The organism is Streptomyces sp. KL116D, from assembly GCF_030766975.1.
GTDB lineage: Bacteria > Actinomycetota > Actinomycetes > Streptomycetales > Streptomycetaceae > Streptomyces > Streptomyces longispororuber_A.
The window spans coordinates 120035-144201 of sequence record NZ_JASERH010000064.1 but is presented as its reverse complement, the minus strand read 5'-3'; the positions used below and the strand labels follow the sequence as shown (position 1 = coordinate 144201).

Sequence of the window (24167 nt, the reverse complement as noted above, 5' to 3'; positions counted from 1 at the left end):
GCGAGTGGCCATGGCGTCGCGGCATCCGTGGTGCGCCGCCGAGGACTGCCGAGGTGGGCGCGAAGCGATGCCGTGGCGGCTCACGCGGGAGCGTCGAACTCCGCGGCGTCGTGGAAGTCAAGGGAGGCGCCCGCCGCCAGGGAGGCCTGCGCGGTCATCTGACGGCAGGACCGGATGCCGCGGCCGCGATGTCGTCGCGTGGCTGGCTGCTGCCGGTCTGGCAGCCGACCGCGGCGGCCGAGAGTGACCGCGAGGCGGCGACCGGGGCGGCGGTCGCCGTGGCCGGCTGCAGGATCGAAGTGATGTGGTGTGCACCGTTACCGTACGGGGTGATGTCCTGCGTGGTGCACGGGGTACGTGACCAACGGCTCACCGGTGACGACGGCGAGCAGCTCGCCGAGCTGCTCGCTCACCGCAGCACCACCCTCCTTCACGGTGGGGGACAGGGCGAGGCCCTTGTGGTTGATGATGCGGTTGCCCTTGGTGAGGTGTCGATGGAGAGCACGGCCTCCATGTCCTCGGTCACCTCGTGCCGGTTCATCGTGGCGATGTCGACCGGCGAGTCCATGAACGGGACCGGGTCGTGCGGCGCGGTCGGCGCGTCCGGGCAGACGTGCGTGGCGACGACCACGTCCCCGTCGAGCACGTCGCCGCGGCGGCGCATGTCGAGGAGCTTGGCGGCGGTCGCGAGCGCGGCGGCGGCGCCGTCCGCGTCGGAGACCAGGCCGGTCATCTCGGGCCGGGCGCCGACCCCGCCGAGGCGGCCGACGACACCGAGCGTGCGGGCGCTGCCGCCGCGGCTGCGGCCCTGGCGGATGCGGACGCAGCACGAAGTCGGTGGACCCGCGCTCGCCGTCGACGGTGGTGACCTCGGCGCCCGAGCCCTCAGGGCCCGCGACCGAGTCGAGATAGGCGACGGCGCGCTTGCCGTCGGCATCGGGGTCGTCCAGCAGCTCGACGACGTCGAGGACGTACTTCAACATGCGGGTCCCTCTCACTGCGCTGCGCCCGGTCGCGGTTTCCACCGGTGCTGACAGCAGATTCGGGATCGGATAGCGTTGTCGGCAACTGTTTCCCGTTATTGCAATTCAGGTCTGGATGGTGAGATGGCGTGCCGGAGATCCCGCTCGACCGGAAGACCCCGGCCGGCGCGCTGCAGACCGTCGACCGGGCCCTGCTCGCGCTGCTGGCCTTCGAGCGGACGCGCCCCGACTGGGGCGTGACGGAGGTCGCCGCCGAGTTCGGCTGGGACACGTCGGTCGCGCAGCGCTGCTGTCGACGCTGGCCGGACGCGGCTTCCTGGTCTCCGACCCGGCGACGCGGCGGTACCGGATCGGCCCGGCGGTGCTGCGCTCGGCCGGCTCTGGGAGCGCTCGGGCCCGCTGGAACTGCTCGCCGGACCGGTCCTGGAGGAGCTGCGCGCCGCGACCGGCGGCACGGTCCTAGTCCTGCCTCCCCGACAACTTCCACATGCGGTGCGTGGCCGCCGTCGAGGGCGAGGAAGGACCGCTGCGCTACTACCCGCTGGTCGGCGAGCTGTACCCGGCGCACGCGGGCGCCACCAGCAAGTCGTACTACGCGTTCCTCCCCGACGAGCAGCGCCACCGCCTCTTCCGGGGCCGCCCCATGGCCCGCTTCACGGAGCGCACGCACGCAGACCGAGACCGGATGAGCTGGAGCGGGAGTTCCTCGCCATCCGGGCGCAGGGGTACGCGTGGACGGTCGGCGAGTACGACGCCGGGATCGGCACCGTCGCCGTCCCCGTCTTCGCTCGGCCGCGAGCCGTACGGGAGCCTCAGCCTCGGCGCCGCCAGAGGCGCGCTTCCCGACGGGCCCGACAGTCGCCTCGACGCGCTGCGCCGGGCCGCCCGGCTCCTGGAGCGCCGCCTCACCCATCCGCCGCAGCGCACCCGCCGCGCCCGCGCCACCGACTGACCCACCCGCACCGCCCGTTGATAGGAGCGACCCCGTCGTGAGATCTGCTGCTGCTCTCCAACTCCACCCAGTACGGCCGGGGTTACCTGGAGCACGCCCTCGACACCGTCACCGGCTTCCTGCCGCCGCAGGCCCGCCTCGCGTTCGTGCCGTACGCGCTCGCCGACCACGACGCCTGACACGGCGAAGTGCGCGCGCGCGCTGGAGGGCGCCGGGATCGAGGTGCACGGCGTCCACGAGGGCGGCGACCCGCTGGCCCGACTGGCCTCCGCGGACGCCGTGTTCATCGGGGCGGCAACTCCTTCCGGCTGCTGAGCGCGCTGTACCGCACGGGTCTGCGGACGCCCTGATCAAGGCGGTGGGGGCCGGTCTGCCGTACATGGGCGCCAGCGCGGGCACCAACATGGCCGCGCCGACGCTGCGCACGACCAACGACATGCCGATCGTGCAGCCCCGTCCTTCGCGACGCTGGGCCTGGTCCCCTCCAGATCAACCCGCACTACCTCGACCCGGATCCGTCCTCCACGCACAAGGGCGAGACCCGCGAGGAGCGGCTCACCGAGTTCCTGGAGGAGAACGACGTGCCGGTGCTCGGCTCCGGGAGGGCTCGTGGCTGCGGGTCGACGGGGAGCGCGCCACGGTGGAGGGCGGGCGCCCGGCCCGGCTGTTCCGCCGCGGCGCCGGGCCGCGCGAACTCCGGTCGGCGCCGACGTGTCCGAGCTCCTCGGCTCAGAGCCGGGTTCGACGCCGGCGCTGACGGCCTGCGGTACCAGTGCACCGCCGCGCCCAGCGCGACGGGCACCGCGACGACGGCACGATCCACCACGGGATGCCCAGCACACGGCGGGCAGTCCCACCCCGAAGGTGACGGCGAGGATCGTGAAGAACAGCCGCGCGCCGTACCGGTCCCAGGTGAAGGGGCCGGATCGCGCGGCCTGGCCGAGCGCGCACCGCACCGAGCACGAAGGTCTGCACGGCGAGCAGCGCGGCGCCCGTGCCCAGCGCGGCGTTCATCTGGAGCTCGTCGCGCGCGCGCCTCGGAGGTGTTCTGCCGGACGCCGTCGCTTGTCGAGCGCCATGATCTCGCCGCGCCGGCGGTCGCGGTGACCCGGTCGTCCTTCCGCAGCCGCTCCAGGAGCGGGCCGGGGTCGCCGAAGTCGACCTCGCCCCGCCACGCGTCGCCGTCCTTCAGCGTCGCCTCGTGCCGGCTGAGTCTTGCCCGAGCTCTCGTCGACCACGTCCACGACGGTGAGGTGCCAGATGCTCGAGCAGTCCAGCCGCGGCGCGTGCGCCTGGCACGACAGGGGCCGCGCCGTAGGCCTGGTAGCGCTCCCGGTCGTGGGGCAGCCACACCGCGAACGCGAGGGCGCCGAGCACCGCCGCCGCGAGGGACGCCAGGATCAGCGCGACGCCGGTGCTCCGCACCCGCCCGCCGACCGCCGGTCCGCGCCGCTCCTCCTCGGCCGCGTGCTCTGCGCCGTGGCCCTCGTCCGTGTCGTCATCGTCCGCTCGGCCTCATTGTCCGCGCGGGGCAACGGCAGGACACGAGGCCCCGCGGCGGTCTGCGCGGGACACCGGCTGCCGTGGCCCGGCAAGGACGTGCAGGGACGGGCCAAGGGCGTGCCAGGGACGCGCTTACGGGAGCTGCGGCAGCGCCAGCCAGTCCTGCCAGCCGATGTCGCGGCCGATGAGCCCAGGGGCTGCCGGAACGGCCAGTCGGCGGCGATCCAGCGCGGGACCAGCGCGTCGACCGCGCGCGCTCACTGCTCTCGCTGCCCACGAGGTCGTCCACCACCCACCAGGAGATCTCGCCGTCGGCGCACGGCGCGCTCGGGCGGGTCGATGTACACGCAGCCGAGGAGGGCGGTCTCGTCCTCGTCCAGAGCGCGTAGTTGAACGACTGGTGCGCGGCGATCTCGCTATCTCGTGCCGCAGCAGGTCGACCCGGTCCGCCTCGTAGCTCATCGTCTCGGCGGCCAGCCCAGGCGGGGCCGAAGATCTCCACAGGCGCTCGCGGGAGCCCATCACGGCGGATGGTCGATCGGGCGTCCGCCTCCCGGATCGGGCGGAGGTGCAGTGCCGTGCCGGGCACGGGACGTGGACGGGTGGACGAAGTCGTCGGGCAGCCAGCTCATGACGGGCGAGGCTACTGTCCGGCCTGGCTTGTCCTTCGAGTTTCCGCGCGGGCAGCCCGCGCCGTTCGGGAACGTGCCGAGGTCGGCCACCTTAGTAGCCGTTCGGATAGCCCCGCACGTTGCGGCTCTCGCGGGCGTGGTGCGGCGTGCGGCGGGCGGCAGCAGCCGGACGAACCGGCCGCGCAGCCGCATCCCGCCGCGGACCGCTCCTGGACGGCGCCGGGCGGGTCCTGGTAGCCGAACGCGGCGCGCAGCGGCGGTCCATCAGGCACAGGGACGCCGTGCGCATCGCCGCGCGGAACGGGCCGGGAGTAGAAGGACGCCATCAGGTCGAGGGTCGCCTCCGACACCGCGAACGCGCCCTTGTCGTAGGCGAAGTGGCGGCGCTCGTAGTCGTCCATGAGCGTCTCGAACCCGGCGTAGGTCTCCGATGCCGGAGATGTTCATGCGTCGTCCCAGCGCCCGGTAGTAGTTGGTGCTCGCCCGCACCTCGTGCGGGGACAGCTTCCGCCAGCCGTAGTCGTCGATCCAGCGCTTGGGGACGACGACGAACGTGGCCAGGACGTAGCGGAGGTCGTCGTCGGGGATGTCGTAGGCGCGGTGCATCTGGTTCATCCGGCGGATCGCGGTGCGCCCTGCTCGGACTCCATGCCGTGCTCGCCGATGGCGTCGAGGATGAGCACCGTGTCGTCGTAGCGTTTCTGCGGCCGCCCGGTGAACTCGCCCGTCCCGGCGAGGAGCCGGCCGATGCTCGGCACGGCGTACGTGCGGTACAGGGCGAACCCGAGGGCCTGCATGAAGTCCCAGGGGAACTCGTGGGCCGTGCTGATCCCGTAGATCTCGTGGTAGTCCCGATCGGGGTCGAGCCGGTGGATCCGCCGTAACCAGTCGTATCGCCGCACTGCGATCGTCCCCCTCTGCTCGGCCGTCGGCTCGGCACGGTATCGGGAGCCGCCGGACAAGGAAAGACGCGTCGCACACCTGTGCGCGACGCGTCTCCTCGTCGGGACCGACCGAGCTGCCCGCAGCTCCGCCGGCCGCCCTACCGGACCGATTCGGCGAGCGCCTCCAGGGCCAGGTCCACGTCGACCGCCCGGTCCTCGCCGTGGTGCGTGGCGGCCGAGGCGCGCGGCGCGTGGCCGGAGGCCGTGGCCGCGAGGACGTACGAGCCGCCCGTCGGGACCGTGAGCGCGTAGGGCCGCCGTCGGCGTCCGTGAGGGCCGCGCCCGCCTGGCGGCCGCGACGGTCGATCAGGGTCACCTGGCACGGGCCACGGGAGCGCCCGCCGGGTCGAGGACCCGGCCGCGGAAGGCGGCGAGCAGCTCCTCGGCGCGGGCCAGGTTGGCGCTCCTCTCGCTGCTGGCCCGCAGCTGTCCGGCGGGGCCGTGCTGCGCTTCGGCAGGAAGACGGCGAGCAGGACGCCCACCGCGACTCGCGGCGGTGGCGATCAGGAACGAGATGTGGAAGCCGTGCATCGTGGGGACGGCCACGCCGTGCGCCTGGTGCGCGGTGTTGGCCAGGACCATGCCGATGACCGCCGACGACACCGAGGTGCCGATCGACCGCATCAGGGTGTTGAGGCCGTTGGCCGCGCCCGTCTCGGACGGGTCGACCGCGCGCGTGATGATCAGCGCGGGGAGCGAGGAGTAGGCGAGGCCGATGCCCGCGCCCACGACCACCGAGATCACGATCGTCTCGCCAGGCGGCGCTCATCAGGCCGAGGCCCGCGCCGTAGCCGATCGCGATGATCAGCATGCCGAGGATCAGCGTGACCTGCGGGCCGAAACTCCGCGGACAGGCGGGCGTAGACCGGCGCCGTGAGCTATCATCGTCAGGCCCAGCGGCGCCACGCACAGACCCGCGACGACCATCGACTGGCCGAGGCCGTGGCCGGTGGCGGACGGCAGCTGAGCAGCTGGGGGAGGACCAGGAGATCGCGTAGAAGGCGACGCCCACCATGATCGACGCGAGGTTGGTGAGAGCACCTCGCGGCGGGCCGTGGTGCGCAGGTCGACCAGCGGCGCCATCAGGCGCAGCTCCATCGCGCCCCAGCCGAGGAGCACGACGAGCGCCGCGGCGTGACACAGGCCGAGCGTGGTGCCCGACCCCAGCCCCAGTCGCTGCCCTTGGTGATCGGCAGCAGGAAGAGGACCAGGCCGAGGGGAGGCCGAGGGCGCCGGCCACGTCGAACGTGCCCTGCGCGCGCAGCGGCTCTCCGGGACGAAGACCAGGGTGAGGACGATCGACCGGACGCCGAGTCCGCCGCGCCGAAGAACAGCGCGTGCCAGTCGGCGTGCTGGGCGACGAGCGCGGCCAGCGGCAGCGCGAGACCGCCGCCGACGCCGATGGAGGAGGACATCAGGGCCATCGCCGAGCCGAGCTTCTCGCGCGGCAGCATGTCGCGCATCAGGCCGATGCCGAGCGGGATCGCGCCCATGGCGAGCCCTGCAGCGCACGGCCGACGATCATCACGAGCAGGTTGTCCGATGAATCCGCAGACCAGCGAGCCGACGACCATGATCGCGAGGCTGGTGAGCAGCATCCGGCGCTTGCCGGCGAGGTCGCCGAGGCGGCCCATGATCGGGGTGGAGACGGCGCCGGCGAGGAGGGTGGCGGTCATCACCCAGAGTGGCGTTCGAGGGGGCGGTGCCGAGCAGCTCGGGCAGGTCCTTGATGACCGGGACGAGCAGGGTCTGCATCACCGCCACGACGATGCCGGCGAAGGCGAGGATGGGGACGACGCGCGCCGGTTCGGCGGTCTGTGGTCGTCGGCTGGGGCATCAGGGAGGCCTCCGGAAGGCAGGTTCGGGGGTCTGTGCACGGCGGCGTGCGGGCAGGTTTCGTGTAGGTCGAACCTGTTTCCTCGGGCGACTATTCCGACGATCGTCGTACGAGCGGCAACCTTGACCTTTTCATTACGCGGGCCGGACCCTGAACGCCCTCGGATGGTTTCTGACTTGGCGTCAGATTCGGTCTTCCGCTCTACTGGAACGTGTTCTACCGTGCGCCGCATGGGCATCGCCATCACGCAGGAACAGCGGGAACTCGCGGACGCCGTGCGCGGCTGGATCGCGCGCGCCGTACCGCCCGACGAGGTGCGCAAACTGCTCGACGCCCCGGCCGCCCCCGGCCACCGCCCGTCCCACTGGGACGGACTCGCCGCCCAGGGACTGCTCGGCGTGCACCTGCCCGAGTCGTACGGGGCGGCGGCGGGACCCTCCTCGATCTCGCGGTGGTCGCCGAGGAGGCGGGCCGGGCGGCGCTGCCCGGCCCGTTCCTGGGCAGCGCCCTCGCGGCCGAGGTGCTGCGCCGGGCGGGTGCCGGGAGCTCGCCCGCGGCCTCGCCACGGGCGACCGGATCGGGGCCGTCGCGTTCGGGCCCGGCGGGCTCACGGCCGTGGCCGGGCCCGACGGACTCGTGCTCGACGGGACCGCGCCGCCCGTCCTCACCGGAGCCGACGCCGACCTGCTCGTCCTGGCCGCCGAGAGCGCCGAGGGGCCCGTCTGGATCGCCGTCGACGCCGACACCCCGGGCCTCACCGTGCGCGCCCACGAGAGCGCCGACCCGACCAGACCTCACCGCGGGGATCGCCGCGGCCGGCGCGGCCGTCCCCGCCGACCGGTGCTCGCCGTGGACGGCTCCCTCGTCCGCGACCTGGCGGCGGTGCTGCTCGCCGCCGACGCCTGCGGCACCGCCGGGTGGGCGCTGCGCACCGCGGCCGACCACGCCAAGGTGCGCGAACAGTTCGGGCGGCCCATCGGCCAGTTCCAGGGCGTCAAGCACCTCTGCGCCGACATGCTCGTCCGCGTCGAGCAGGCGGGCGCGCTGGTGTGGGACGCGGCCCGCGCCCTCGGCGAGACGAGGCCGCCGACGACGTCCGCGGACTGGTCGCCGCGCTCGCCGCCGGCGCCGCGCTCGACGCCGCGTACGGCTGCGCCAAGGACTGCATCCAGATCCTCGGCGGCACCGGCTTCACCTGGGAGCACGACGCCCACCTCCATCTGCGCCGGGCCGTCGTCGCCCGCCAGCTGCTCGGCGCGGGCGACGCGCACCGGCTGCGCGCCGTCCGGCTCGCCGAGTCCGGCGCCCGCCGGGAACTGCGGCTCGACCTGCCCGCCGAGGCCGACGCGTACCGGGAGCGGACCCGCGCCGTCGTCGGGGTGGCCCGCGGCCTCGACCCGGCGCCGCCCGCCGCGCCCTCGCCCCCACCGGATACGCGGCGCCGCACCTGCCCCCGCCGTACGGGATCGGTGCGGGGCCCGTCCAACAGCTCGCGGTCCAGAGCGAGTTGACGGCGGCCGGGGTGAAGGTCAGCGACCTCGGCATCGCCACCTGGGTCGTCCCCTCGCTCCTCACCTACGGCACCGAGGCCCAGCGCGACCGCTACCTCCCGCCGACGCTCCGCGGCGAGCTGCTGTGGTGCCAGCTCTTCTCCGAACCGGGTGCGGGATCCGACCTGGCCTCGCTGCGCACGAAGGCGGAGCGGCTGCCGGACGGGCGCTGGCGGATCAACGGCCAGAAGGTGTGGACGAGCGCCGCGCAGTGGGCGGACCACGGCATCCTGCTCGCCCGCACGAACCCGGACGCCCCCAAGCACACAGGGCCTCACCTACTTCGTCGTCGACATGAAGCACACGACGGGGATCGACGTCAGGCCGCTGCGCGAGATCACCGGGGACTCCCTCTTCAACGAGGTCTACTTCGACGACGTGCTGCTGCCCGCGGACGCGGTGATCGGCGACGTCGACGACGGCTGGCGGTCGCCCGGCACACGCTCGGCAACGAACGCGTCCACATGGCCGACCAGTTGACGTTCGACACGGGCCTGGAGGCGCTCCTCGCCCGCTCCGGCGACCTGGACGGCGCCCACCGGGCCAGGATCGGCGCCCTGGCGACCGAGGCGCACGCTCTGGCCTGCATCGGGCTGCGCACGACTCATGCGCCAGGTCGCGGGGGAGGAGCCGGGGCCGGGGCGTCCGTGCGGAAGCTGGTGCAGACCCCGCACCAGCAGAAGGTCGCGGAGCTGGCCCTCGAACTCCTCGGCCCGGCGGGCGCGTTGCGGAGGCCCGGCGAGCGGGCGCTGCACGGGTTCCTGCTGTCGCGCTGTCTGACCATCGCCGGGGGACCACCCAGGTCCAGCTCAACGTCGTGGCCGAGCGGATCCTGGGGCTGCCCAGGGACTGACGTCCGGTGCCTTCCGGCGGTCAGTGGCCGCCGGAGGGCAGGTCGCAGCCGACGTGGTCGGGGTAGCCGCCGAAGGCGCGTCGGCCCGCAGGCCCGCCGGGTACAGGGCGCCCTCCACGCACAGTGGCGTCCGGTCGACGGTGACGAGGAAGTACACCCCGGCGCTGTCCCGCTGCGCCCGCACGCCACCGTCGGGAAGCCGAACGCGACCAGCGCCCGCTGGCGGCGCTCTTCGCGGTGAAGTCGCCGCGCTCGCGCAGCGGCCGGAGCGCGTGCTCCACCCGCCGCACCGCGGCCAGTCCGTCGCACCGGCGCTGCCCGTGCAGCGCGAACGGCACGCGGAAGCCGTGGTTCTCGGCGTAGTGGTCGCCCGGCTGCGCGGTGGCCCCGTCGGGGACGGGGAGCCGGTCGGCGAGGGCGACGGGTCCTCGCCGGGACAGCGGAAGTCCTTCGGGACGCGCGCGCGACGAGACCGCGGTCGGGGCCGGGTGGGCGCGCCGGTAGGCGTCGCCCGCGCCCTCCGGCCGGTGCACACCGTGCGCCACCGCCATCACCAGCAGGACGAGTGCCACCGCCCCCACCACGGGCAGCAGCACCCGCCGGGCACCCCGGACTCCGGTCATCGTCGCGTCCCCCGTCGGCCTCGGTCTCCACGCCGGGCGGCGTGAGCGCGAGCATGCCACAGGGCGGCGCGGCGGGAGCGGGATCAGGCCGACGTGGCGACGCCCCGGCTCCCGCTCGGCTCCGGCCGCGCCGGCCCCAGCGCGACGCCTTCCGGCCCCCGGCCGTCTTCGCCGGAGTCCGCCCGGACAGCGGGACGGGCCCCGCGAAGGCACGGCCGCCACGGGATCCGGCGCGTCCTGAGGACCGAACCCCTGGAGCCTGGCCCGCCACGGACCGTCCGCCCTCTCCATCCGGACGACCAGCACGCCGGGGCCGCGCCCCTCCTGCCACGCGCCGGCCGGCCGCCGGGCCGCGGTGAGCGGCAGCACCGTCACCTGCCCCCGTATCGTCGCCCCCGTGGAGCTCAAACACCTCACCGGATTCGTGGCCGTGGCCGAGGAACTGCACTTCGGGCGGGCCGCCGAGCGCCTGCACATCGCGCAGTCGCCGCTCAGCCAGCAGATCAGGCTCCTCGAACGGGACCTCGGGGTCAGGCTCTTCGACCGCACGACCCGCACCGTCCGCCTCACCCCGGCCGGGCAGGCGCTCGTGGAGCCCGCGCGGCGGCTGCTCGCCGACGCCTCCGCCGTCCGCCGCACCGTGCGCGCCGCGCACCTCGGCGAGGTCGGCCGGGTCACGGTCGGCTTCGCGGGCGCCAGCAGCTACTCCGCGCTGCCGCTGCTCACCCGCGCCGTCACCTCCCAGCACCCCGGGATCGAGCTGGTGCTGATGGGACAGACCTACACCGGTGAGGCGCTGCGCCGGGTCACCGACGGCACCCTCGACGTCGGCTTCGTGGCGCTGCCGGTGCGGCGCGGCATCACCGCCCGCGTCGTCCGCATGGAGCGCCTCGTGCTCGCCCTGCCCTGACAGTCATCCGCTCGCGGCCCGCGACGAGGTGCCCGTGCGGGAGCTGGCGGGCGAACCCATCGTGACGTTCCCGCTCTCCCGGGAGTCGGCGGTGCGCGAGGCGATGGTGCAGGCCTGCCACGACGCCGGGTTCGCGCCCCGGATCGCGCAGGAGGCCCCGGACTCGTACAACATGCTGCCCTGGTGGGCGCCGGTGTCGGGGTCGCCGTGGTCGTCGAGTCCGCCCGCAGCATCCATCTCGAGCACGTGGTGTTCCGGCCCCTCGTCGGGGACGAGGTGCCCGTCCTGCCGATCGCCCTCGGCTGGCGCACCGGCAACAAGTCGGCTGCCCTGGAGGCCGTGCTGCGCGTGGCGGAAGAAGTGCTGCCGACGCCGCCCGACTGCGCAGGATCATGCTGGATGACGTCTCAATCCAGGGCGTTATTGGTCTTGGACACCACCTAATGGCGCGGTGCAGAGTGATCCACGTCTCGCGACGGAGCGAGGGCGGGCCGCACCTGTCGTTCTCCTCGCAGCGGGACCTGCCGCTACGAGCGGACGCTCGTCATGCCGCAAGCCGCCCCCGTCCCCGGGGACGCAGCGAGCCGGGCCCGTGACGCCCGCCGCGCCGGCGTCACCGCCTTCGTCGGCACCACCATCGAGTGGTTCGACTTCTACATCTACGGATCGGCGTCCGCGCTGGTCCTCGGCAAGATCTTCTTCACCGGCGCCTCACCGGCCGTCGGCACCCTCGCCGCCTTCGCCACCTTCTGGGTCGGCTTCCTCGCCCGGCCGCTCGGCGGCCTGATCTTCGGACACTTCGGCGACCGGTACGGCCGCAAGAAGGCCCTCGTCACCACGCTCACGATGATGGGCGCCGCCACCTTCTGCGTGGGACTGCTCCCCGGCTACGACCAGATCGGCGCCGCCGCCCCGGTCCTGCTGATCCTGCTGCGCATGATCCAGGGCGTCGCCATGGGCGGCGAGTGGGGCGGCGCCGTGCTCATCGCCACCGAGTACGCCCCGCCCAAGCGCAAGCTGCTCTACGGCGCCTTCGCCCAGCAGGGCTCCCCGGTCGGCAACCTGCTGGCCACGATCGCCTTCCTCGGCATCGCCCAACTCCCGGACGCCGCCTTCGAGTCGTGGGGCTGGCGCGTCCCGTTCCTGTTCTCGGCCGTCCTGGTCGCCGTCGGCCTCTTCATCCGCCTCGCAGGCTCGCCGAGACGCCCGAGATGCAGGCCGCCCTCGCCCGTGACAAGCCGGTCAAGCTGCCCATCAAGACCGTGCTGACCCGTTTTCCGCTGCTCGTCGTCCTCGGCGTTTTCGCGGGCACCGCGGGCGTCGCCATCACCTATGTGAAGACGACGTTCGCCCTGTCCTGGGCCACCTCCGACCTCGGCTTCGACCGGTCGGCGTTCCTCACGGTCATCGCCCTCGCGCTCGTCGTCCAGGTGGTCGTGCAGCCCTTCGGCGCGGTGCTGGCGAGCAAGTGGCCGGTGCGCAAGGCCGTGTTGTGGATGCTGCTGCCCGAATTCGTCGTGCTGCCGCTGATGTTCGTCCTCGTCGGCACCGGCAACTTCTGGCTCGCCGTCCTCGGCATGGGCCTCGCGACCTTCCCGCACGCCATGTACCACGCCGCACTCGCCGGGATCCTCGCCCGCGTGTTCCCCGTCGAGGTCCGCTACACCGGCATGTCGCTGTCGTACCAGCTGTGCACGACCCTCTCGCCGGCACCGCGCCGATCGTCTCCCAGTACCTCGCTCACCGCCTTCGGCTCGATCTGGCCGGTCGTGGCGCTTGGCCTGGCCTACACCGCGATCACCCTGGCGGGTGTGCTGCCGCTGCTGGCCCGCACGGAAGAGAGCGCGCCCGCCCACATCGAGCCCCTGCGGCGATCGAGCAGCGGGGTCGGGGGCAGCGCCCCGTGACGGCACCCCTCCCACCTCACACCTGGAAGTCCCCTTGAACTACGCCGACCGCGACCCCGCCCTGCGCCCCCTCCTCGACCGCGTCCTGTCCGCGGCGGACCGCACCCGCGTCGAACCCCTCCTCGCCGAGCTCGGCGAGCTCGCCGCGGGAGACCTCGACCGGCAGGCCGCCCTCGCCGACGCCAACCCGCCGCGCCTCGTCCAGTACGCCGCCGACGGCACCCGTGTCGACGAGATCGCCTTCCACCCCGCCCACGACCGGGCGGCGGCCATCGCCTACGAGCGCTTCGACTCGCCGCGATGTCGCACGGGCCCGGCGTCCTCGGCTGGCCCACGAAGGTCCCGCACACCGTCAAGTACGCCCTCTCCTACCTGTACGTGCAGGCCGAGTTCGGCATGGCTCCGTCCGCTCTCCATGACGGACTCCGCCGCCCGCATCCTGCGCCTGTTCGACCCTCGAGCGGTACGCCGACGAGATAGCGGCCCTGTCCTCCACCGACCCCGAACTCCGCGCCACCGGCGCGATGTTCATGACGGAGAAGCAGGGCGGCACCGACGTCGGACTCACGGAGACCGTCGCCACCGACCGGGGCACGCACTGGACGCTCACCGGCCAGAAGTGGTTCGCCTCGAACCCGTCCGCCGACGTGATCACTCACCCTCGCCCGCGTCCCGGGCCAGGGCGACGGCACCCGCGGCCTCGGCATGTTCCTGGTGCCGCGACTGCGCCCCGACGGCAGCCGCAACGCGATCCGCATCGACCGCCTCAGGACAAGCTCGGCTCGAAGTCCATCGCGAGCGGCGAGGTGACCCTCGACGAGGCGTACGCGACCCCCGTCGGCCGACTCACCGACGGATTCCGGCAGATGGCCGAGATGCTCAACGTCTCCGGCTCTCCAACGCCATGCGCGCCACCGCCCTGATGCGCCGCGCCGTCCGCGAGTCGGTCGACCACACCCGCGTCCGCCACGTCTTCGGCAAGCCCCTCTTCGACCAGCCGCTGATGCGGGCCACGCTGCTCCCGATGATCCTCGACACGGAAGCAGCCCTGCACCTGGTGATCGAGGCGGCCGCCCGCCTCACGGAGGCCGACGGCGGCGATGCCGACGCCCGCGCGCTGGTCCGCGTCCTCACCCCGCTCGCCAAGCACACCCGTGCAAGCGGGCCCGCACCGTCACCGGCGAGGCCATGGAGATCCGCGGCGGCAACGGCTACATCGAGGACTGGGTCAACCCGCGCCTGGTGCGCGACGCCCACCTCGGCTCCATCTGGGAGGGCTCAGTCGAACGTCATCGCCCTCGACGTGCTGCGCTGCGCGCGCCGCCAGCAGGCCCACACCACCCTCGCCGACACGCCTACGGCGACCGCCCGGCCACCCGTGACCGCTGGGAACTGCTCCGCAAGAAGGGCGACGCCTCCTCCAACTCCCGCCCGACGAGCAGGAGATGCGGATCGGCCGGTACGCCGACGAGCTGACGCGCCGTCGTGGAGACGCTCCTGCACGACCAGGCCGACCACGAGACGCGCACCACCGGCGACGGCCGCGCCGCCTCGTCGCGCGCACCTACAGCGCCGTCACCGATTTCGACCCGGCCGCGCTGCGCCGCCCCGCCCTGGAACACTTCGCCGCGCTGGCGGACGGTGGCCGGGTCCCGCTCGCCGACCTTACTCGGGAGACCGACCGTGCCTGACCAGAGCCGGCGCGGACGGGCATGAAGGTCGCGTCGACCTCTCCAAGGTCCTCGCGGCGGGCCCGTACGTCACCATGTCGCTGGCCGACCTCGGCGCCGACGTCATCAAGGTCGACGCACCCCGACGGCGGCTGGCCTGGACCCGCTCCTGCCCGCCCTTCAGCGGCCCTCGACGCCACGTGCTACCTGGCCGCCAACCGCAACAAGCGCTCGGTGACCCTCGACCTCAAGTCCGCGGGCGGCCAGGAGGCCGTGCACCGCATGCTCGCCGACGCAGCGGACGTCAGTGGTGGAGAACTTCCGCCCCGGCACCTCGCTGGCCCGGCTCTTCGACTACAAGTGAGCTGAGCGCGCGCTACCCGCGCCTGGTCATCCTGCACATCTCGGCGTTCGGCGACACCGGACGCGCTGCGCGACGAGCCCGGCTACGACATGGTGGCTGCCCGAGGCGAGCGCGCGGGGCCTGATGTCCCTCACCGGCGAGCTCCGACGGACCGCTCCGTCAAGGCCGGCTACGCGATGGGCGACCTCGCGCCGCCCTCTTCGGCCTCATCGGCGTGAACGCGGCCCTCTCGTCGAACGCGAGCGCACGGGCCGCGGCGTACGTCACGACGTCCCTGTACGAGTCGCAGCTCGCCCTGCACATCAACTGGGCCACCGGTTGCTTCGCCACCGGCGAGCGGCCCGCCCGCCTGGGCTCCGGCCACCCCAGCCTCGTCCCGGCGCCAGGCGTACCCGGCCGCCGGCGGCCACTTCGTGATCGCTGGTCGTGCGACGACGCCCTGTTCGCCGCCTGGTGACCGCCTCGGTCATCGCGAGTGGGCGGACGCCGACCCGGTTCGCGGCCAACCGCGACCGCGTGGCGCACCGCACGGCGCTCAACGCCAAGCTGGAGTCCGTCCTCGTCGACGAGCCGGTCGCCCACTGGACCGCCCTGCTCAGAAAGCCTCCTCGGCGTGCCCGTCGCCGCCATCCGCACCCATCGGCGAGGTCTACGCCTCGCCCGCAGACCGCGGCCCTCGGCATGGTGCAGACGGTCGACCACGCCGGCGTGGGCCCGCTCCAGCAGGTCGCGTCCCCGTCACGTTCCGCGGCGAGCGCCCGCCGGTCCGCAGCGCCCCGCCCACGATATTGGGCCGGGACAGCCGCGCGATACTCGCCGAACTCGGGTACGAGGAGAAGCGAGATCGACCGTCTTCTGAACCCGTCCGACTGAGCCAGCACCACCACCCTCACCGCAAGGAGCCTGGTCCCATGCCGTTCCCCGCCCTGCGACCCCGTCGACCCGCTGAACTCTCGAAGCACTCCTCACCGACGAGGAGCGCGCCGTGCGCGATTTCACGGTGCGCCAGGCACCTCGGCGGCAAGGTCGAGCCGCACATCGCCGACTAATGGTCTCGAGGCGGGCGAGCTGCCGTGACCTGCCCGACTCGCGCAGGGAGTTCGGCAAGATGGGCCTGCTCGGCATGCACCTGGAGGGTACGGCTGCGCCGGCCTGTCGGCCCGATGCGTGCGGCATCGCAGCCGTGAGACTGGAGGCCACTGGACTCCGGCCTGCGGTCCTTCGTCTCGGTCCAGGGGTCCTCCTGGCCATGTTCGCGATCCACCGCGCTCGGCTCCGAGAGGGCAGAAGCAGGAGTGGCTGCCGCGGATGGCCGCGGGCGAGTGCCATCGGCACCAGCTTCGGCCCGGCGAGCCCGACCACGGCTCCGACCCGGCCTCCATGACGGCGCGGGCGCGCCGGGACGGCGACGACTGGATCCTCGACGGCACGCAGAGATGTGGTCACGAACGGCTCGGTGGCGGCCGTCGCCGTCGTCTGGGCGCACAGACCGAGTGACGGGGTGCGCGGCTTCGTCGTGCCCTACCGACGCGGCTACTCCGCTCACCGCCGAGTCAAGCACAAGATGCCGCTGCGCTTGCGTCGGTGACGAGCGAGCTGGTGCTGGACGGCGTCCGCCTCCCGGCCTCGGCCCAGCTCCCCGGGGCGCGCGTGCGTGCCGGAGCGCCGCTGACCCGCCTGAACGAGGCCCGGTACGGCATCGTCTGCGTCACCGGCGCGGCCCGCTCGGCCTGGACGGCGGCGCGGGACTGGCACGCCCTGCAGCGCGAGCAGTGTCTGGGCAACGGCCGATCGCGGGCTTCAGCTCACCCAGCAGAAGCTGGTCTGACACGCCAACCTCGAACTCCACAGGCGACGCTCACCGCGCTGCACCTGTCGGCCCTGAAGGACTCGGACGCCGGGGTCCACCCGGCCCAGATCAGCTTCGGCAATGCTGGACAACGTCCGCGAGGCCATCGAGATCCGCCGCACTCGCCCGCACGATCCTCGGCGCGAACGGCATCTCGCTGTCGAGTGCCGGTGATCCGGCACGCCAACAACCCGGAGTCCGTCCTCACCTACGAGGGCACCTCCGAGATGCACACGCTCAAGCGCTCGGCCAGGCGCCGACGGGCGCGCGGCGCTGCGTTACTCGCCCTCGCCCTGCCACTATCTGACGGTCCGTCAGGTAGTGGCAGGAGGCTGCGCAGCCATGAAGTCGTACATAGTCGGCGTCGGCGCATGACCAAGTTCGAGAAGCCCGAGAGCCGGGACTGGCAGTACTGGGACATGGTGAAGGAGGCCGGCGGCGCCGCGCTCACCGACGCCGGGATCGCCTACGGCGACGTACAGCAGGTCCCCGTCGGCTACTGCTTCCAGGCCTCCACGGCAGGCCAACGCGCCGTCTACGAACTGGGGTTGACGGGCGTCCCCGTCTACAACGTCAACAACAACTGCGCGACCGGCTCCACCGCCCTGATGATGGCCCGCCAGTTCGTCGAGGGCGGCGTCAGCGACTGCGTGCTCGCCGTCGGCTTCGAGAAGATGCAGCGCGGCGCGCGCTCGGCGGCAGGGGCCGACGCCGGAGCCGACTTCAAGACGTCCCCGGTCGCCCGCCACTACGGCATCATGGCCGCCCGGCACGGCTTCGAGATGAGTCCGCCCACCGCCCAGATCTTCGGCGACGCGGCCCGCGGCACATGGAGAAGTACGGCACGACCGCGGCCCAGCTCGCGGCGGTCGGCGCCAAGAACCACCGGCACTCGGTCAACAACCCGTACGCGCGGTTCCAGGACCCGTACACGGTCGACGAGATCTCGCCGCGAAGGCCATCCACACCCCGCTCACCAAGCTCCAGTGCTCGCCGACCCCCGACGGCGCGGCGGCGGCCGTCGTCGTCTCCGAACGCTTCGTCGAGGAACGGGGCCTGGGGAGAAGGCCGTCGAGATCGTCGCCCAGGCGATGACCACGGACACCGAGGAGTCCTTCGCGTCCGGCTCGTGCGTCGACGTCGTCGGACAGCCCATGTCGCGGGCGGCGGCCCGCCAGGTCTACGAGGCGTCGGGCACCGGCATCGACGGCGTGGACGTCGTCGAACTGCACGGCTGCTTCTCCGTCAACGAACTCCTCGCCTACGAGGCGCTCGGCATGTGCGGCGAGGGCGAGTCGGGCAAGCTCGTCGAGTCCGGCGCGACGACGTACGGCGGCCGCGGGTGGTGAACCCGTCCGGCGGCCCGATCGGTCGCAGAGCCATCCGCTGGGCGCCACGGGCGCTCGCCCAGGTCGCCGAGCTGACCTGGCAGCTGCGCGGCGAGGCGGGCGCCCGGCAGGTCGCCGGGGCGCGCACCGGACTCGCGCGCAACATCGGGCTCGGCGGGGCGGCCGTGGTGACGATGGTGCGGCGGCCTGACGGCGGCCGACGCTCAGCGGGCCCGCCAGTCGTCGGCGAGGACCGCCATGGTCGCCTCGTCCTGCCAGACGCCGTCCCGCAGCTGACTGCTGCGGTGCACGCGCCAGGACAGAAGCCGACCTTCTCGTACACGTGCCGGGCCGGTGGTTGTCCGCGAACGCCATCAGCTGGATGCGGTGCGGTCCGGCGGTCGAGGCCGTACCCGGCGATCGGGCGGTCGCCTCGGTGCCCAGACCGCGGCCGGCCGCGCGGGCCCATCAGGGTGCGGAAGGTGGCGCGCCGCGGTGGGCCGGGTCCCACTCGTTCAGGACTGACCTGCGCCGACCAGCTCGCGTCGCGCGGTCCGTGACGGCCAGGTCGAGCCGGTCGTCCTGCGCGCCGCGCGAGCCGTACCACTCGCGCAGCCGCTCCAGGGTGAGAGCGGTGTCACCGCCGGTGTTGAAAGTGCGGCACCTCGGGATCGCGATGATCCCGGCCCGCTGGTCTCGGCGTCGGCCTCGGTGGACGGCCGCAGCGCGACCCGCTCGACCGGTCAGCACGGGCTTGTGGGAGAAGGCGGTGGAGGTCACCCGGGTGACTGTCGGACCGGACCGCCCGGCGGCAACGCAATATCGGGTCCTAGGTCCCGGGCCGTAGACCGGGGCCCCGGGACCGCTGCGCCGAAATCTGATGTACGCGGGCGCGCTCGCCCTGCGACCACGACATCCATGCTCCAGACCCCGACCGCCGCAGATGCCGCGATGTGCACGTGACCGAGGCCCGCACCGCCCACCTGGCTGGTGGTCGCCGTGGCCACGATGCCGGACGAAGTTCCTCGTCGTTAGCATCGGCGTCTCCGTCGTGAACGTCGCGCTGCTGCCTCGCATGCGCGCCGACCTCGGGCTCAGCGCCTCGGGCCTGCAGTGGGTCGTGAACGCCTACTCGATCGCCTTCGCCGGTTTCATGCTGCTCGGCGGGCGCGCGGGCGACCTGTTCGGGCGCAAGCGAGATGTTCCTGGTCGGCCTCGGTCTGTTCACCCTCGCCTCGCTCGCCGGCGGGCTCGCCCAGGACGACTGGCGGCTGCTCGCCGCGCGGGCCGTGCAGGGCCTGGGCGCCGCGGTCCTCGCCCCCTCCACCCTGACCATCCTCACCTCCGCCGTCCCCGAGGGCGCGGCCCGGCCCGGCCATCGCCACCTGGACCGCGGTCGGCGCGGCGGCGGCGCGGCCGGCGGCCTGGTCGGCGGCGTCCTCACGGAGGGCCTGAACTGGCGCTGCGGGTGCTCCTCGTCAGCGTGCCGCTCGGCGCCGTCGTCCTCGCGCGGCGCCGCCCGCTGGATCAAGAGTCCCGCGCGGGCGGCGAGCGCGCCGGCTCGACCTGCCGGGCGCGCTGCTCGTCACCGCGGGCACGGCGACCTCGCCTACGCCATGCGTGCAGACGGAATGGGCCGAGGGCTGGAGGCGCCGCGGCGACCCTGGTGCCGCTCGGCGCGGCCCTCGCGCTGATCGCGGCGTTCCTCGTCGTCGAGGCCCGTGCGCGCTGCCGCTGAGCCGCTCGCCCTGTTCAAGGTCGCTCGGTGGCGGCCGCGAACGCCGCGATGTTCGTGTGCGGCATGGGCTCGTTCGCCATGTGGTTCTTCATGACGCTGTACGCGCAGAACGTCCTCGGCTACACGCCGATCGAGGCGAGGCCTGGCCTCGTGCCCAGCTCGCTCGCGGTCGTCGCGGCGGGCTCCAAGCTCGCGCCGCGCCTGATGCTCGCGCTGCGGGGCACGGAACGTGGCGGTGGCCGGTGTCCTCGTGACCGCGGCCGGGTTCGCCTGGCGGTCGACTGACTGGCACGCGCCGACGGCAGTTACGTCGTGACTCGCTCATGCTGCCGGGCATCGTGATGATGGCGGGCGCGAGGCTTCGCGACTGACCCCGCTGGCGTACGCTGGCGCCCGCGTCGGGCGCGCGCGCGGTGACGCGGGCCTGGTGTCGGGCCTCGTCAAGCACGTCACGGACGCTGGCGCGCGCTGGGCCTCGCTGATCGCTCGACCGTCGCGGCAGAAGGGCGCTCGCGGTGCGGCGGATCACTGCCGCGCTCACCCACGGTACGCGGCGGCCTGCAGGCGAGTGCGCCGGGATCCTGCTCGTCGCGGTCGCGGTGCTGCTCCTCTGGATGCCGCGCTCTCAGCCTCGGCGGCTGACGAAGCTAGTCGTGGCCGGGCGCGCAGTTCCCCGCGCACAGCACGCCACCCGTGCAGCGGGTGACCGATGATGGTCGCCGGATCTGCTCGTCGCGCTCTCAAGCCCCTCGCGATTGAGGAGCGGGGTCGGGGCAGCTGCCCGTGACCGGTCGCTCGGGTGGCCGTTTCGTCGTGGCTGGGCGCGCAGTTCCCCGCGCCCCCAAAAGAGCACGCCACCCGATGCAGCGGTGACCGTTACAGCCAGCCCTGTTGACGTGCGGAGCGCATCGCCTCCATGCGGTTGCGGGTCCCGGTCTTGCCGATCGCCGACGACGAGATAGTTGCGCACGGTCGACTCGGAGGGTGCAGCTGACGTGGCGATGTCAGGAGACGGTCGCCCGTCGCGAGGCCGCAGCGCGTCCGCCTGCGCGGACGATCAGCGGACTGGGCCGCCGACAGCGCGGCGGCGGCCAGCGCCGGGTCGACGACGGTCTCGCCGCTGCAGCACCTTGCGGATGGACTCGGCGAGTCCTCGACCGGGCCGTCCTTGACCAGGAACCCCGCCGCCCCCGCCTCCATCGCCCGGCGCAGGCTAGCCGGGCCGTGCGAAGCGTCGTGAGGATCAGGACCCGGCAGTCGGGACCTCGTCGCGCAGGTCGGCGGCGGCGTCCAGACCGCTGCGGCGGCAGCTCGATGTCGAGGAGTGCCTACGTCGGGTGGCATTCGAGGCGCTGTCGACGGTGACGTCGCCCGCCGCGACCTGCGCGACGACTTCCATGCTCTCCTCAGACCGAGGAGAGGGCGAGGCAGCCGCGCGTCATTCCCTGGTCCTCCGCGAGCAGTACGCGCATACGCTCTTGGCCGGGCGGTGGTCTGAGGCATCTCTGTCACAGGATGAGATTACGCGGCAGCGCCACGTCGGGCAGACGACTCCCGCTCGCCACCGGCAGTTCGGCGGTCACCGTGAACCCGCCCGCAGGCCGGGGCCCGCGCTTCCGGGAGCCGCCCGCCGTCGCGAGCCGCTCGGTGAGCCTGGAGACCGGTGCCGCCGATGCCGGGGGCCGCGGCGCGGCCGGCCGAGCCGTTGTCGGAGACCCGCAGCCGGGCGCTCCGGCGTGCTGTCGACGGTGATCGTGCAGGTGGTGGCACCGCTGGCCTGCCGGACGGTGTTGGTCACGGCCTCGCGCACCGCAGCCAGGAGTGCCTCGTCTGCGCGGACAGCGGCCGGCCCGACTGTGGCGTACCACGGGGAGATCCCGGCGGCGGTCGGCGCCGACGCGCCCGGTCCAGCGCGTGGCGAGGCTGCCCTCGCGGTAGCCGGTGGCGGCCTCGCGGATCTCGGTGAGCGCCTGCCGGCCGACGCTGCCTCGATGTCGGAGACCTGCTCCAGGGCAGCGTCCATGCTGCGCGGCGCGAGCCGCCGGGCCGCCTCCGCGACTTCACCACGATCACCGACAGGGTGTGGCCGAGCAGGTCGTGCGGTCGCGCGAGAAGCGCAGCTTTCGCTCCTGCTCCACGGCCCGGCGGGCCAGCTGCCTCGCGGGCGTCCCGCAGTTCCCGTACGGTCTCGGACAGCGACAGGATCGCCGCCGTCACCATCGTGGACAGGAACGTGCCGTACGAGACGCTCACCGCGTCCCAGCCCTCGCGCAGTCGGCCACCGTGCCCGCGAGCACGGTCAGCGAGCCCGATCTTGCCGAGGTACGGGCCCCGGAGATCGCGCGCGGCGAGCCCGACGCGGCGGGAAGCAGCGCCAGCCGAGCCCCGCCGTACGTGCCCGCGCGAGACCGCAGGCGAGGAGCGTCATCACGCCGACCGCGACCCGGGTCGACGTCGCGTGCCGGGTCACCTTGTGGAACGCCCGGAACACCACGTACACGTAGAGGGAGTTGAAGAGGAACAGGCCCAGGCCGCCGACCCACGGGTGGGGGGTCTTGCCCTGGACGAGGTTCGAGGCGGCGCCCAGGCCCATCAGCAGCCAGGGCAGCAGCGCGAAGCCGGTGGGCGGCGGGCCCAGTTCCTCGGCCGGCCTGCCGTGCTTGCGGCGGTGCGCCTTCATCCGCGCGTTGTCGGCCTTCCACTCGTCCCGCGCCTGCTGCCAGGCCCGCCATCCGCTGACGGCGCTCTTCCTCCATGACATGTCCGATCCCCCGTCGCTCAGATGGTGCGTGCGGCCTTGCGGTACGAGACCACGGCGTACGAACCGAAGACCAGCAGCCAGCCGGTGAGGACGCCGAGCGCCACGAGCGACGGTGCGTGCCCGTCGGCGACCGAGCGGCCGATCTGCGCGAACCGGTTGGTCGGCGTGAAGGCCGACACGTGCTGCAGCCACTCCGGGAACAGCTGGACCGGGAACCAGAGGCCGCCGAGCACCGCGAGCCCCAGATAGCTGAGCATGTTGACCCCGCCCATGGCCTGCGACGTCATGCGGTAGCCGTTGCCCAGGCCCAGCATCGTGAAGGGCAGCGAGCCCAGCCACAGCAGCACCGCGATCACCGGCCACTTCCAGGCGTCCATCCGCACGCCGTTGACCAGCCCGCCCGCGAGCATCACGGCCGCGATGGCGGGCAGCACCGTCACCGCACCGGTCAGCGCCCGCGCGGTCACGCCCTGGCGCGGCGTCATCGGGGTGATCCGCAGCTGCCGCAGCCAGCCGATCGCCCGGTCCTCGGCGACGCCGCCCGCCGTGTTCATGGCCGCGCCGAGCGCCCCGTACGCGGCCATGCCGACCATCGACGCGGTCTTCCACGTGCCGTCGTCCGTACCGAGGTTGGTGAACAGGAGGTACATCAGGACCGGCATCGCGACGGTGCCGATGACGAACCGCATGTCGCGCAGGGTGCGCTTCACTTCGAGCCGCAGGTAGTCCCACATCACACACGCTCCAGGTCGCGGGGGTCCGCGGTCAGCGCCATGAAGGCGTCGTCGAGGGAGGCCGGGGAGACCTCCAGGTTCCGTACGGCGTCCATGGCGGCCAGCGCCATCACCGTGGCGTCCGAGTCCTCGGTGCGCAGCCGGGCCCGGTCCCCGCGCACCTCCACCGTCGTCACGCCCGGCAGCAGCGCGAGGCCCTCCGTGCCGCGCCCCGCGAGGTCGAAGCAGACGAGGCTGCCGCCGCCCGCGCGGCGCAGTTCCTCGCCGCTGCCGTCCGCGACCACCCGGCCGTGGTCGATCATCACGATCCGGTCCGCGTTGGCGTCGGCCTCCTCCAGGTAGTGCGTGGAGAACAGCACCGTGTGACCGCGCTGGGCGTAGGCCCGCATCGACACCCAGAACGCGTGCCGTGCCTCGACGTCGAGCGCCGCGGTCGGCTCGTCGAGCACGATCAGCGCCGGGTTCCCGGCCAGCGCCAAGGCGAACCGGACGCGCTGCGTCTGCCCGCCGGACAGCTTGTCGACGCGCCGCCCGGCCAGTTCCTCGATCCCGGCGAGCCGCAGCGCCTCGGGCACCGCCATCGGCTCCGGGTACCGTCCGGCCACGAAGCCGACCAGCTCCGCGACGGTGACCCGGGGGACGGCCCGCCCCTCCTGGAGCATGGCGCCGACCCGGCCGGCCAGCACCGCGGTCTGCGGCGCCGTGCCGAACAGCTCGACGTGGCCCTCGTCCGGCTCGTCCAGGCCGAGGAGCAGGGCGATGGCGGTCGACTTGCCCGCGCCGTTGCGGCCGAGCAGCGCCACCGTCTCGCCCGCGCCGATCTCCAGGTCGAGCCCGTCGACCGCCCGTACCTCACCGAATGTCTTGACGGCCCCCGTGAACGAGACGGCCGGTGCCTTCGTCGTCTTCATGGGGAGAACGCTACGGAGCGGGGCCGGGTGCGCGGCAGATCCGGTTGTCCGCGGCTCGCCGGTACAAATGTCACAACGAGCTTTCTGACGTGGCGTCAGAAAGCTGCTCCGGGGCTCT

At 73.3% G+C, this 24167-nt stretch carries 21 protein-coding genes and 12 pseudogenes; 20 read left to right on the top strand and 13 right to left on the bottom strand.

The annotated features are described in order from the left end of the window. Nucleotides 1-42: 42 nt before the first annotated feature. Nucleotides 43-983 (bottom strand): annotated as a pseudogene (locus RBJ77_RS26720) (DUF1177 family protein); the annotation flags it as partial. A 128-nt stretch (nt 984-1111) separates the two neighbouring features. Between RBJ77_RS26720 and RBJ77_RS26715 the strand changes: the two are divergent. From RBJ77_RS26715 to RBJ77_RS26705, 3 genes and pseudogenes are all read left to right on the top strand, one after another. Further along, a pseudogene (locus RBJ77_RS26715) lies at nt 1112-1935 on the top strand (IclR family transcriptional regulator). A gap of 44 nt (nt 1936-1979) precedes the next feature. Then, on the top strand, nt 1980-2114 hold the full coding sequence (locus RBJ77_RS26710; RefSeq protein ID WP_372347424.1) for a Type 1 glutamine amidotransferase-like domain-containing protein: 135 nt from the start codon (nt 1980-1982) through the stop codon (nt 2112-2114). Between the two features lie 200 nt (nt 2115-2314). Further along, nucleotides 2315-2692, top strand: coding sequence for a Type 1 glutamine amidotransferase-like domain-containing protein (locus RBJ77_RS26705; protein ID WP_372347423.1), 378 nt, complete (start codon nt 2315-2317; stop codon nt 2690-2692). 878 nt (nt 2693-3570) lie between these two features. On the opposite strand, the pseudogene RBJ77_RS26700 reads toward RBJ77_RS26705, so the two are convergent. The 5 genes and pseudogenes from RBJ77_RS26700 to RBJ77_RS26680 all read right to left on the bottom strand — a co-directional run bounded on the left by RBJ77_RS26700 (nt 3571) and on the right by RBJ77_RS26680 (nt 6690). Further along, a pseudogene (locus RBJ77_RS26700) lies at nt 3571-4070 on the bottom strand (GNAT family N-acetyltransferase). Between the two features lie 48 nt (nt 4071-4118). Beyond that, a pseudogene (locus RBJ77_RS26695) lies at nt 4119-4972 on the bottom strand (oxygenase MpaB family protein); the annotation flags it as partial. Nucleotides 4973-5112: 140 nt separating this feature from the next. Further along, nucleotides 5113-5337: a hypothetical protein gene (locus tag RBJ77_RS26690; protein WP_372347363.1), complete on the bottom strand. Its 225-nt coding sequence runs from the start codon at nt 5335-5337 to the stop codon at nt 5113-5115. Further along, on the bottom strand, nt 5327-5758 hold the full coding sequence (locus RBJ77_RS26685) for a hypothetical protein (protein ID WP_372347362.1): 432 nt from the start codon (nt 5756-5758) through the stop codon (nt 5327-5329). The genes RBJ77_RS26690 and RBJ77_RS26685 overlap by 11 nt, the downstream gene beginning before the upstream one ends. A gap of 338 nt (nt 5759-6096) precedes the next feature. Then, the gene (locus RBJ77_RS26680; protein WP_372347361.1) at nt 6097-6690 is read right to left on the bottom strand and encodes an MFS transporter; all 594 of its coding nucleotides are present in this window, start codon (nt 6688-6690) and stop codon (nt 6097-6099) included. 391 nt (nt 6691-7081) lie between these two features. Between RBJ77_RS26680 and RBJ77_RS26675 the strand changes: the two are divergent. Beyond that, nucleotides 7082-9254: pseudogene (locus tag RBJ77_RS26675) on the top strand (acyl-CoA dehydrogenase). Between the two features lie 20 nt (nt 9255-9274). Here RBJ77_RS26675 and RBJ77_RS26670 read toward each other — a convergent pair. Beyond that, a complete protein-coding gene (locus RBJ77_RS26670; RefSeq protein WP_372347360.1) occupies nt 9275-9877 on the bottom strand; it encodes a hypothetical protein in 603 nt (200 codons plus the stop codon). Nucleotides 9878-10274: 397 nt separating this feature from the next. On the opposite strand from RBJ77_RS26670, the pseudogene RBJ77_RS26665 reads away from it, so the two are divergent. The 13 genes and pseudogenes from RBJ77_RS26665 to RBJ77_RS26605 all read left to right on the top strand — a co-directional run. Beyond that, nucleotides 10275-11231 (top strand): annotated as a pseudogene (locus RBJ77_RS26665) (LysR substrate-binding domain-containing protein). Between the two features lie 102 nt (nt 11232-11333). Then, nucleotides 11334-12056: an MFS transporter gene (locus RBJ77_RS26660; RefSeq protein WP_372347359.1), complete on the top strand. Its 723-nt coding sequence runs from the start codon at nt 11334-11336 to the stop codon at nt 12054-12056. Beyond that, nucleotides 11999-12694 carry a hypothetical protein gene (locus tag RBJ77_RS26655; RefSeq protein WP_372347358.1) on the top strand — a complete coding sequence of 232 codons (696 nt, stop codon included), beginning with the start codon at nt 11999-12001 and terminating at the stop codon, nt 12692-12694. The genes RBJ77_RS26660 and RBJ77_RS26655 overlap by 58 nt, the downstream gene beginning before the upstream one ends. Beyond that, nucleotides 12597-12893, top strand: a pseudogene (locus RBJ77_RS26650) (hypothetical protein); the annotation flags it as partial. The gene RBJ77_RS26655 and the pseudogene RBJ77_RS26650, both read left to right, overlap by 98 nt. A gap of 325 nt (nt 12894-13218) precedes the next feature. Beyond that, the gene (locus tag RBJ77_RS26645) at nt 13219-13617 is read left to right on the top strand and encodes an acyl-CoA dehydrogenase family protein (protein ID WP_372347357.1); all 399 of its coding nucleotides are present in this window, start codon (nt 13219-13221) and stop codon (nt 13615-13617) included. Then, nucleotides 13599-13733: pseudogene (locus RBJ77_RS26640) on the top strand (acyl-CoA dehydrogenase family protein); the annotation flags it as partial. The gene RBJ77_RS26645 and the pseudogene RBJ77_RS26640, both read left to right, overlap by 19 nt. Nucleotides 13734-13861: 128 nt before the next feature. Beyond that, a pseudogene (locus tag RBJ77_RS26635) lies at nt 13862-14170 on the top strand (acyl-CoA dehydrogenase family protein); the annotation flags it as partial. Further along, nucleotides 14140-14385, top strand: a complete 246-nt coding sequence (locus tag RBJ77_RS26630; RefSeq protein ID WP_372347356.1) for a hypothetical protein — start codon at nt 14140-14142, stop codon at nt 14383-14385. The pseudogene RBJ77_RS26635 and the gene RBJ77_RS26630, both read left to right, overlap by 31 nt. A gap of 213 nt (nt 14386-14598) precedes the next feature. Then, the gene (locus RBJ77_RS26625; protein ID WP_372347422.1) at nt 14599-14733 is read left to right on the top strand and encodes a hypothetical protein; all 135 of its coding nucleotides are present in this window, start codon (nt 14599-14601) and stop codon (nt 14731-14733) included. A gap of 209 nt (nt 14734-14942) precedes the next feature. Then, nucleotides 14943-15185, top strand: coding sequence for a hypothetical protein (locus RBJ77_RS26620; RefSeq protein WP_372347355.1), 243 nt, complete (start codon nt 14943-14945; stop codon nt 15183-15185). Then, nucleotides 15182-15601: a CoA transferase gene (locus RBJ77_RS26615; protein WP_372347354.1), complete on the top strand. Its 420-nt coding sequence runs from the start codon at nt 15182-15184 to the stop codon at nt 15599-15601. Before RBJ77_RS26620 ends, RBJ77_RS26615 begins: the two co-directional genes overlap by 4 nt. Before the next feature lie 30 nt (nt 15602-15631). Beyond that, nucleotides 15632-16816: pseudogene (locus tag RBJ77_RS26610) on the top strand (acyl-CoA dehydrogenase family protein); the annotation flags it as partial. Nucleotides 16817-16919: 103 nt separating this feature from the next. Beyond that, a pseudogene (locus RBJ77_RS26605) lies at nt 16920-18111 on the top strand (beta-ketoacyl synthase N-terminal-like domain-containing protein); the annotation flags it as partial. Between the two features lie 262 nt (nt 18112-18373). Here RBJ77_RS26605 and RBJ77_RS26600 read toward each other — a convergent pair. Beyond that, complete coding sequence (locus RBJ77_RS26600; RefSeq protein WP_372347426.1) at nt 18374-18685, bottom strand: hypothetical protein; 312 nt, start codon at nt 18683-18685, stop codon at nt 18374-18376. Nucleotides 18686-18785: 100 nt separating this feature from the next. Between RBJ77_RS26600 and RBJ77_RS26595 the strand changes: the two are divergent. The 3 genes and pseudogenes from RBJ77_RS26595 to RBJ77_RS26585 all read left to right on the top strand — a co-directional run. Beyond that, nucleotides 18786-19043, top strand: a pseudogene (locus RBJ77_RS26595) (hypothetical protein); the annotation flags it as partial. 61 nt (nt 19044-19104) lie between these two features. Beyond that, entirely contained in the window at nt 19105-19599 is a 495-nt protein-coding gene (locus RBJ77_RS26590) for a hypothetical protein (RefSeq protein WP_372347425.1), read from the top strand. Between the two features lie 71 nt (nt 19600-19670). Beyond that, a complete protein-coding gene (locus RBJ77_RS26585) occupies nt 19671-19928 on the top strand; it encodes a hypothetical protein (RefSeq protein ID WP_372347353.1) in 258 nt (85 codons plus the stop codon). A 591-nt stretch (nt 19929-20519) separates the two neighbouring features. On the opposite strand, the gene RBJ77_RS26580 is transcribed toward RBJ77_RS26585, so the two are convergent. The 5 genes from RBJ77_RS26580 to RBJ77_RS26560 all read right to left on the bottom strand — a co-directional run bounded on the left by RBJ77_RS26580 (nt 20520) and on the right by RBJ77_RS26560 (nt 24049). Further along, on the bottom strand, nt 20520-20843 hold the full coding sequence (locus tag RBJ77_RS26580; protein ID WP_372347352.1) for a hypothetical protein: 324 nt from the start codon (nt 20841-20843) through the stop codon (nt 20520-20522). Nucleotides 20844-20886: 43 nt separating this feature from the next. Continuing rightward, complete coding sequence (locus RBJ77_RS26575) at nt 20887-21042, bottom strand: hypothetical protein (protein WP_372347351.1); 156 nt, start codon at nt 21040-21042, stop codon at nt 20887-20889. A 900-nt stretch (nt 21043-21942) separates the two neighbouring features. Next, a complete protein-coding gene (locus RBJ77_RS26570) occupies nt 21943-22404 on the bottom strand; it encodes a hypothetical protein (RefSeq protein ID WP_372347350.1) in 462 nt (153 codons plus the stop codon). 17 nt (nt 22405-22421) lie between these two features. Continuing rightward, entirely contained in the window at nt 22422-23138 is a 717-nt protein-coding gene (locus tag RBJ77_RS26565; protein WP_372347349.1) for an ABC transporter permease, read from the bottom strand. Beyond that, on the bottom strand, nt 23138-24049 hold the full coding sequence (locus tag RBJ77_RS26560; protein ID WP_372347348.1) for an ATP-binding cassette domain-containing protein: 912 nt from the start codon (nt 24047-24049) through the stop codon (nt 23138-23140). Before RBJ77_RS26560 ends, RBJ77_RS26565 begins: the two co-directional genes overlap by 1 nt. Between the last annotated feature and the right edge of the window lie 118 nt (nt 24050-24167).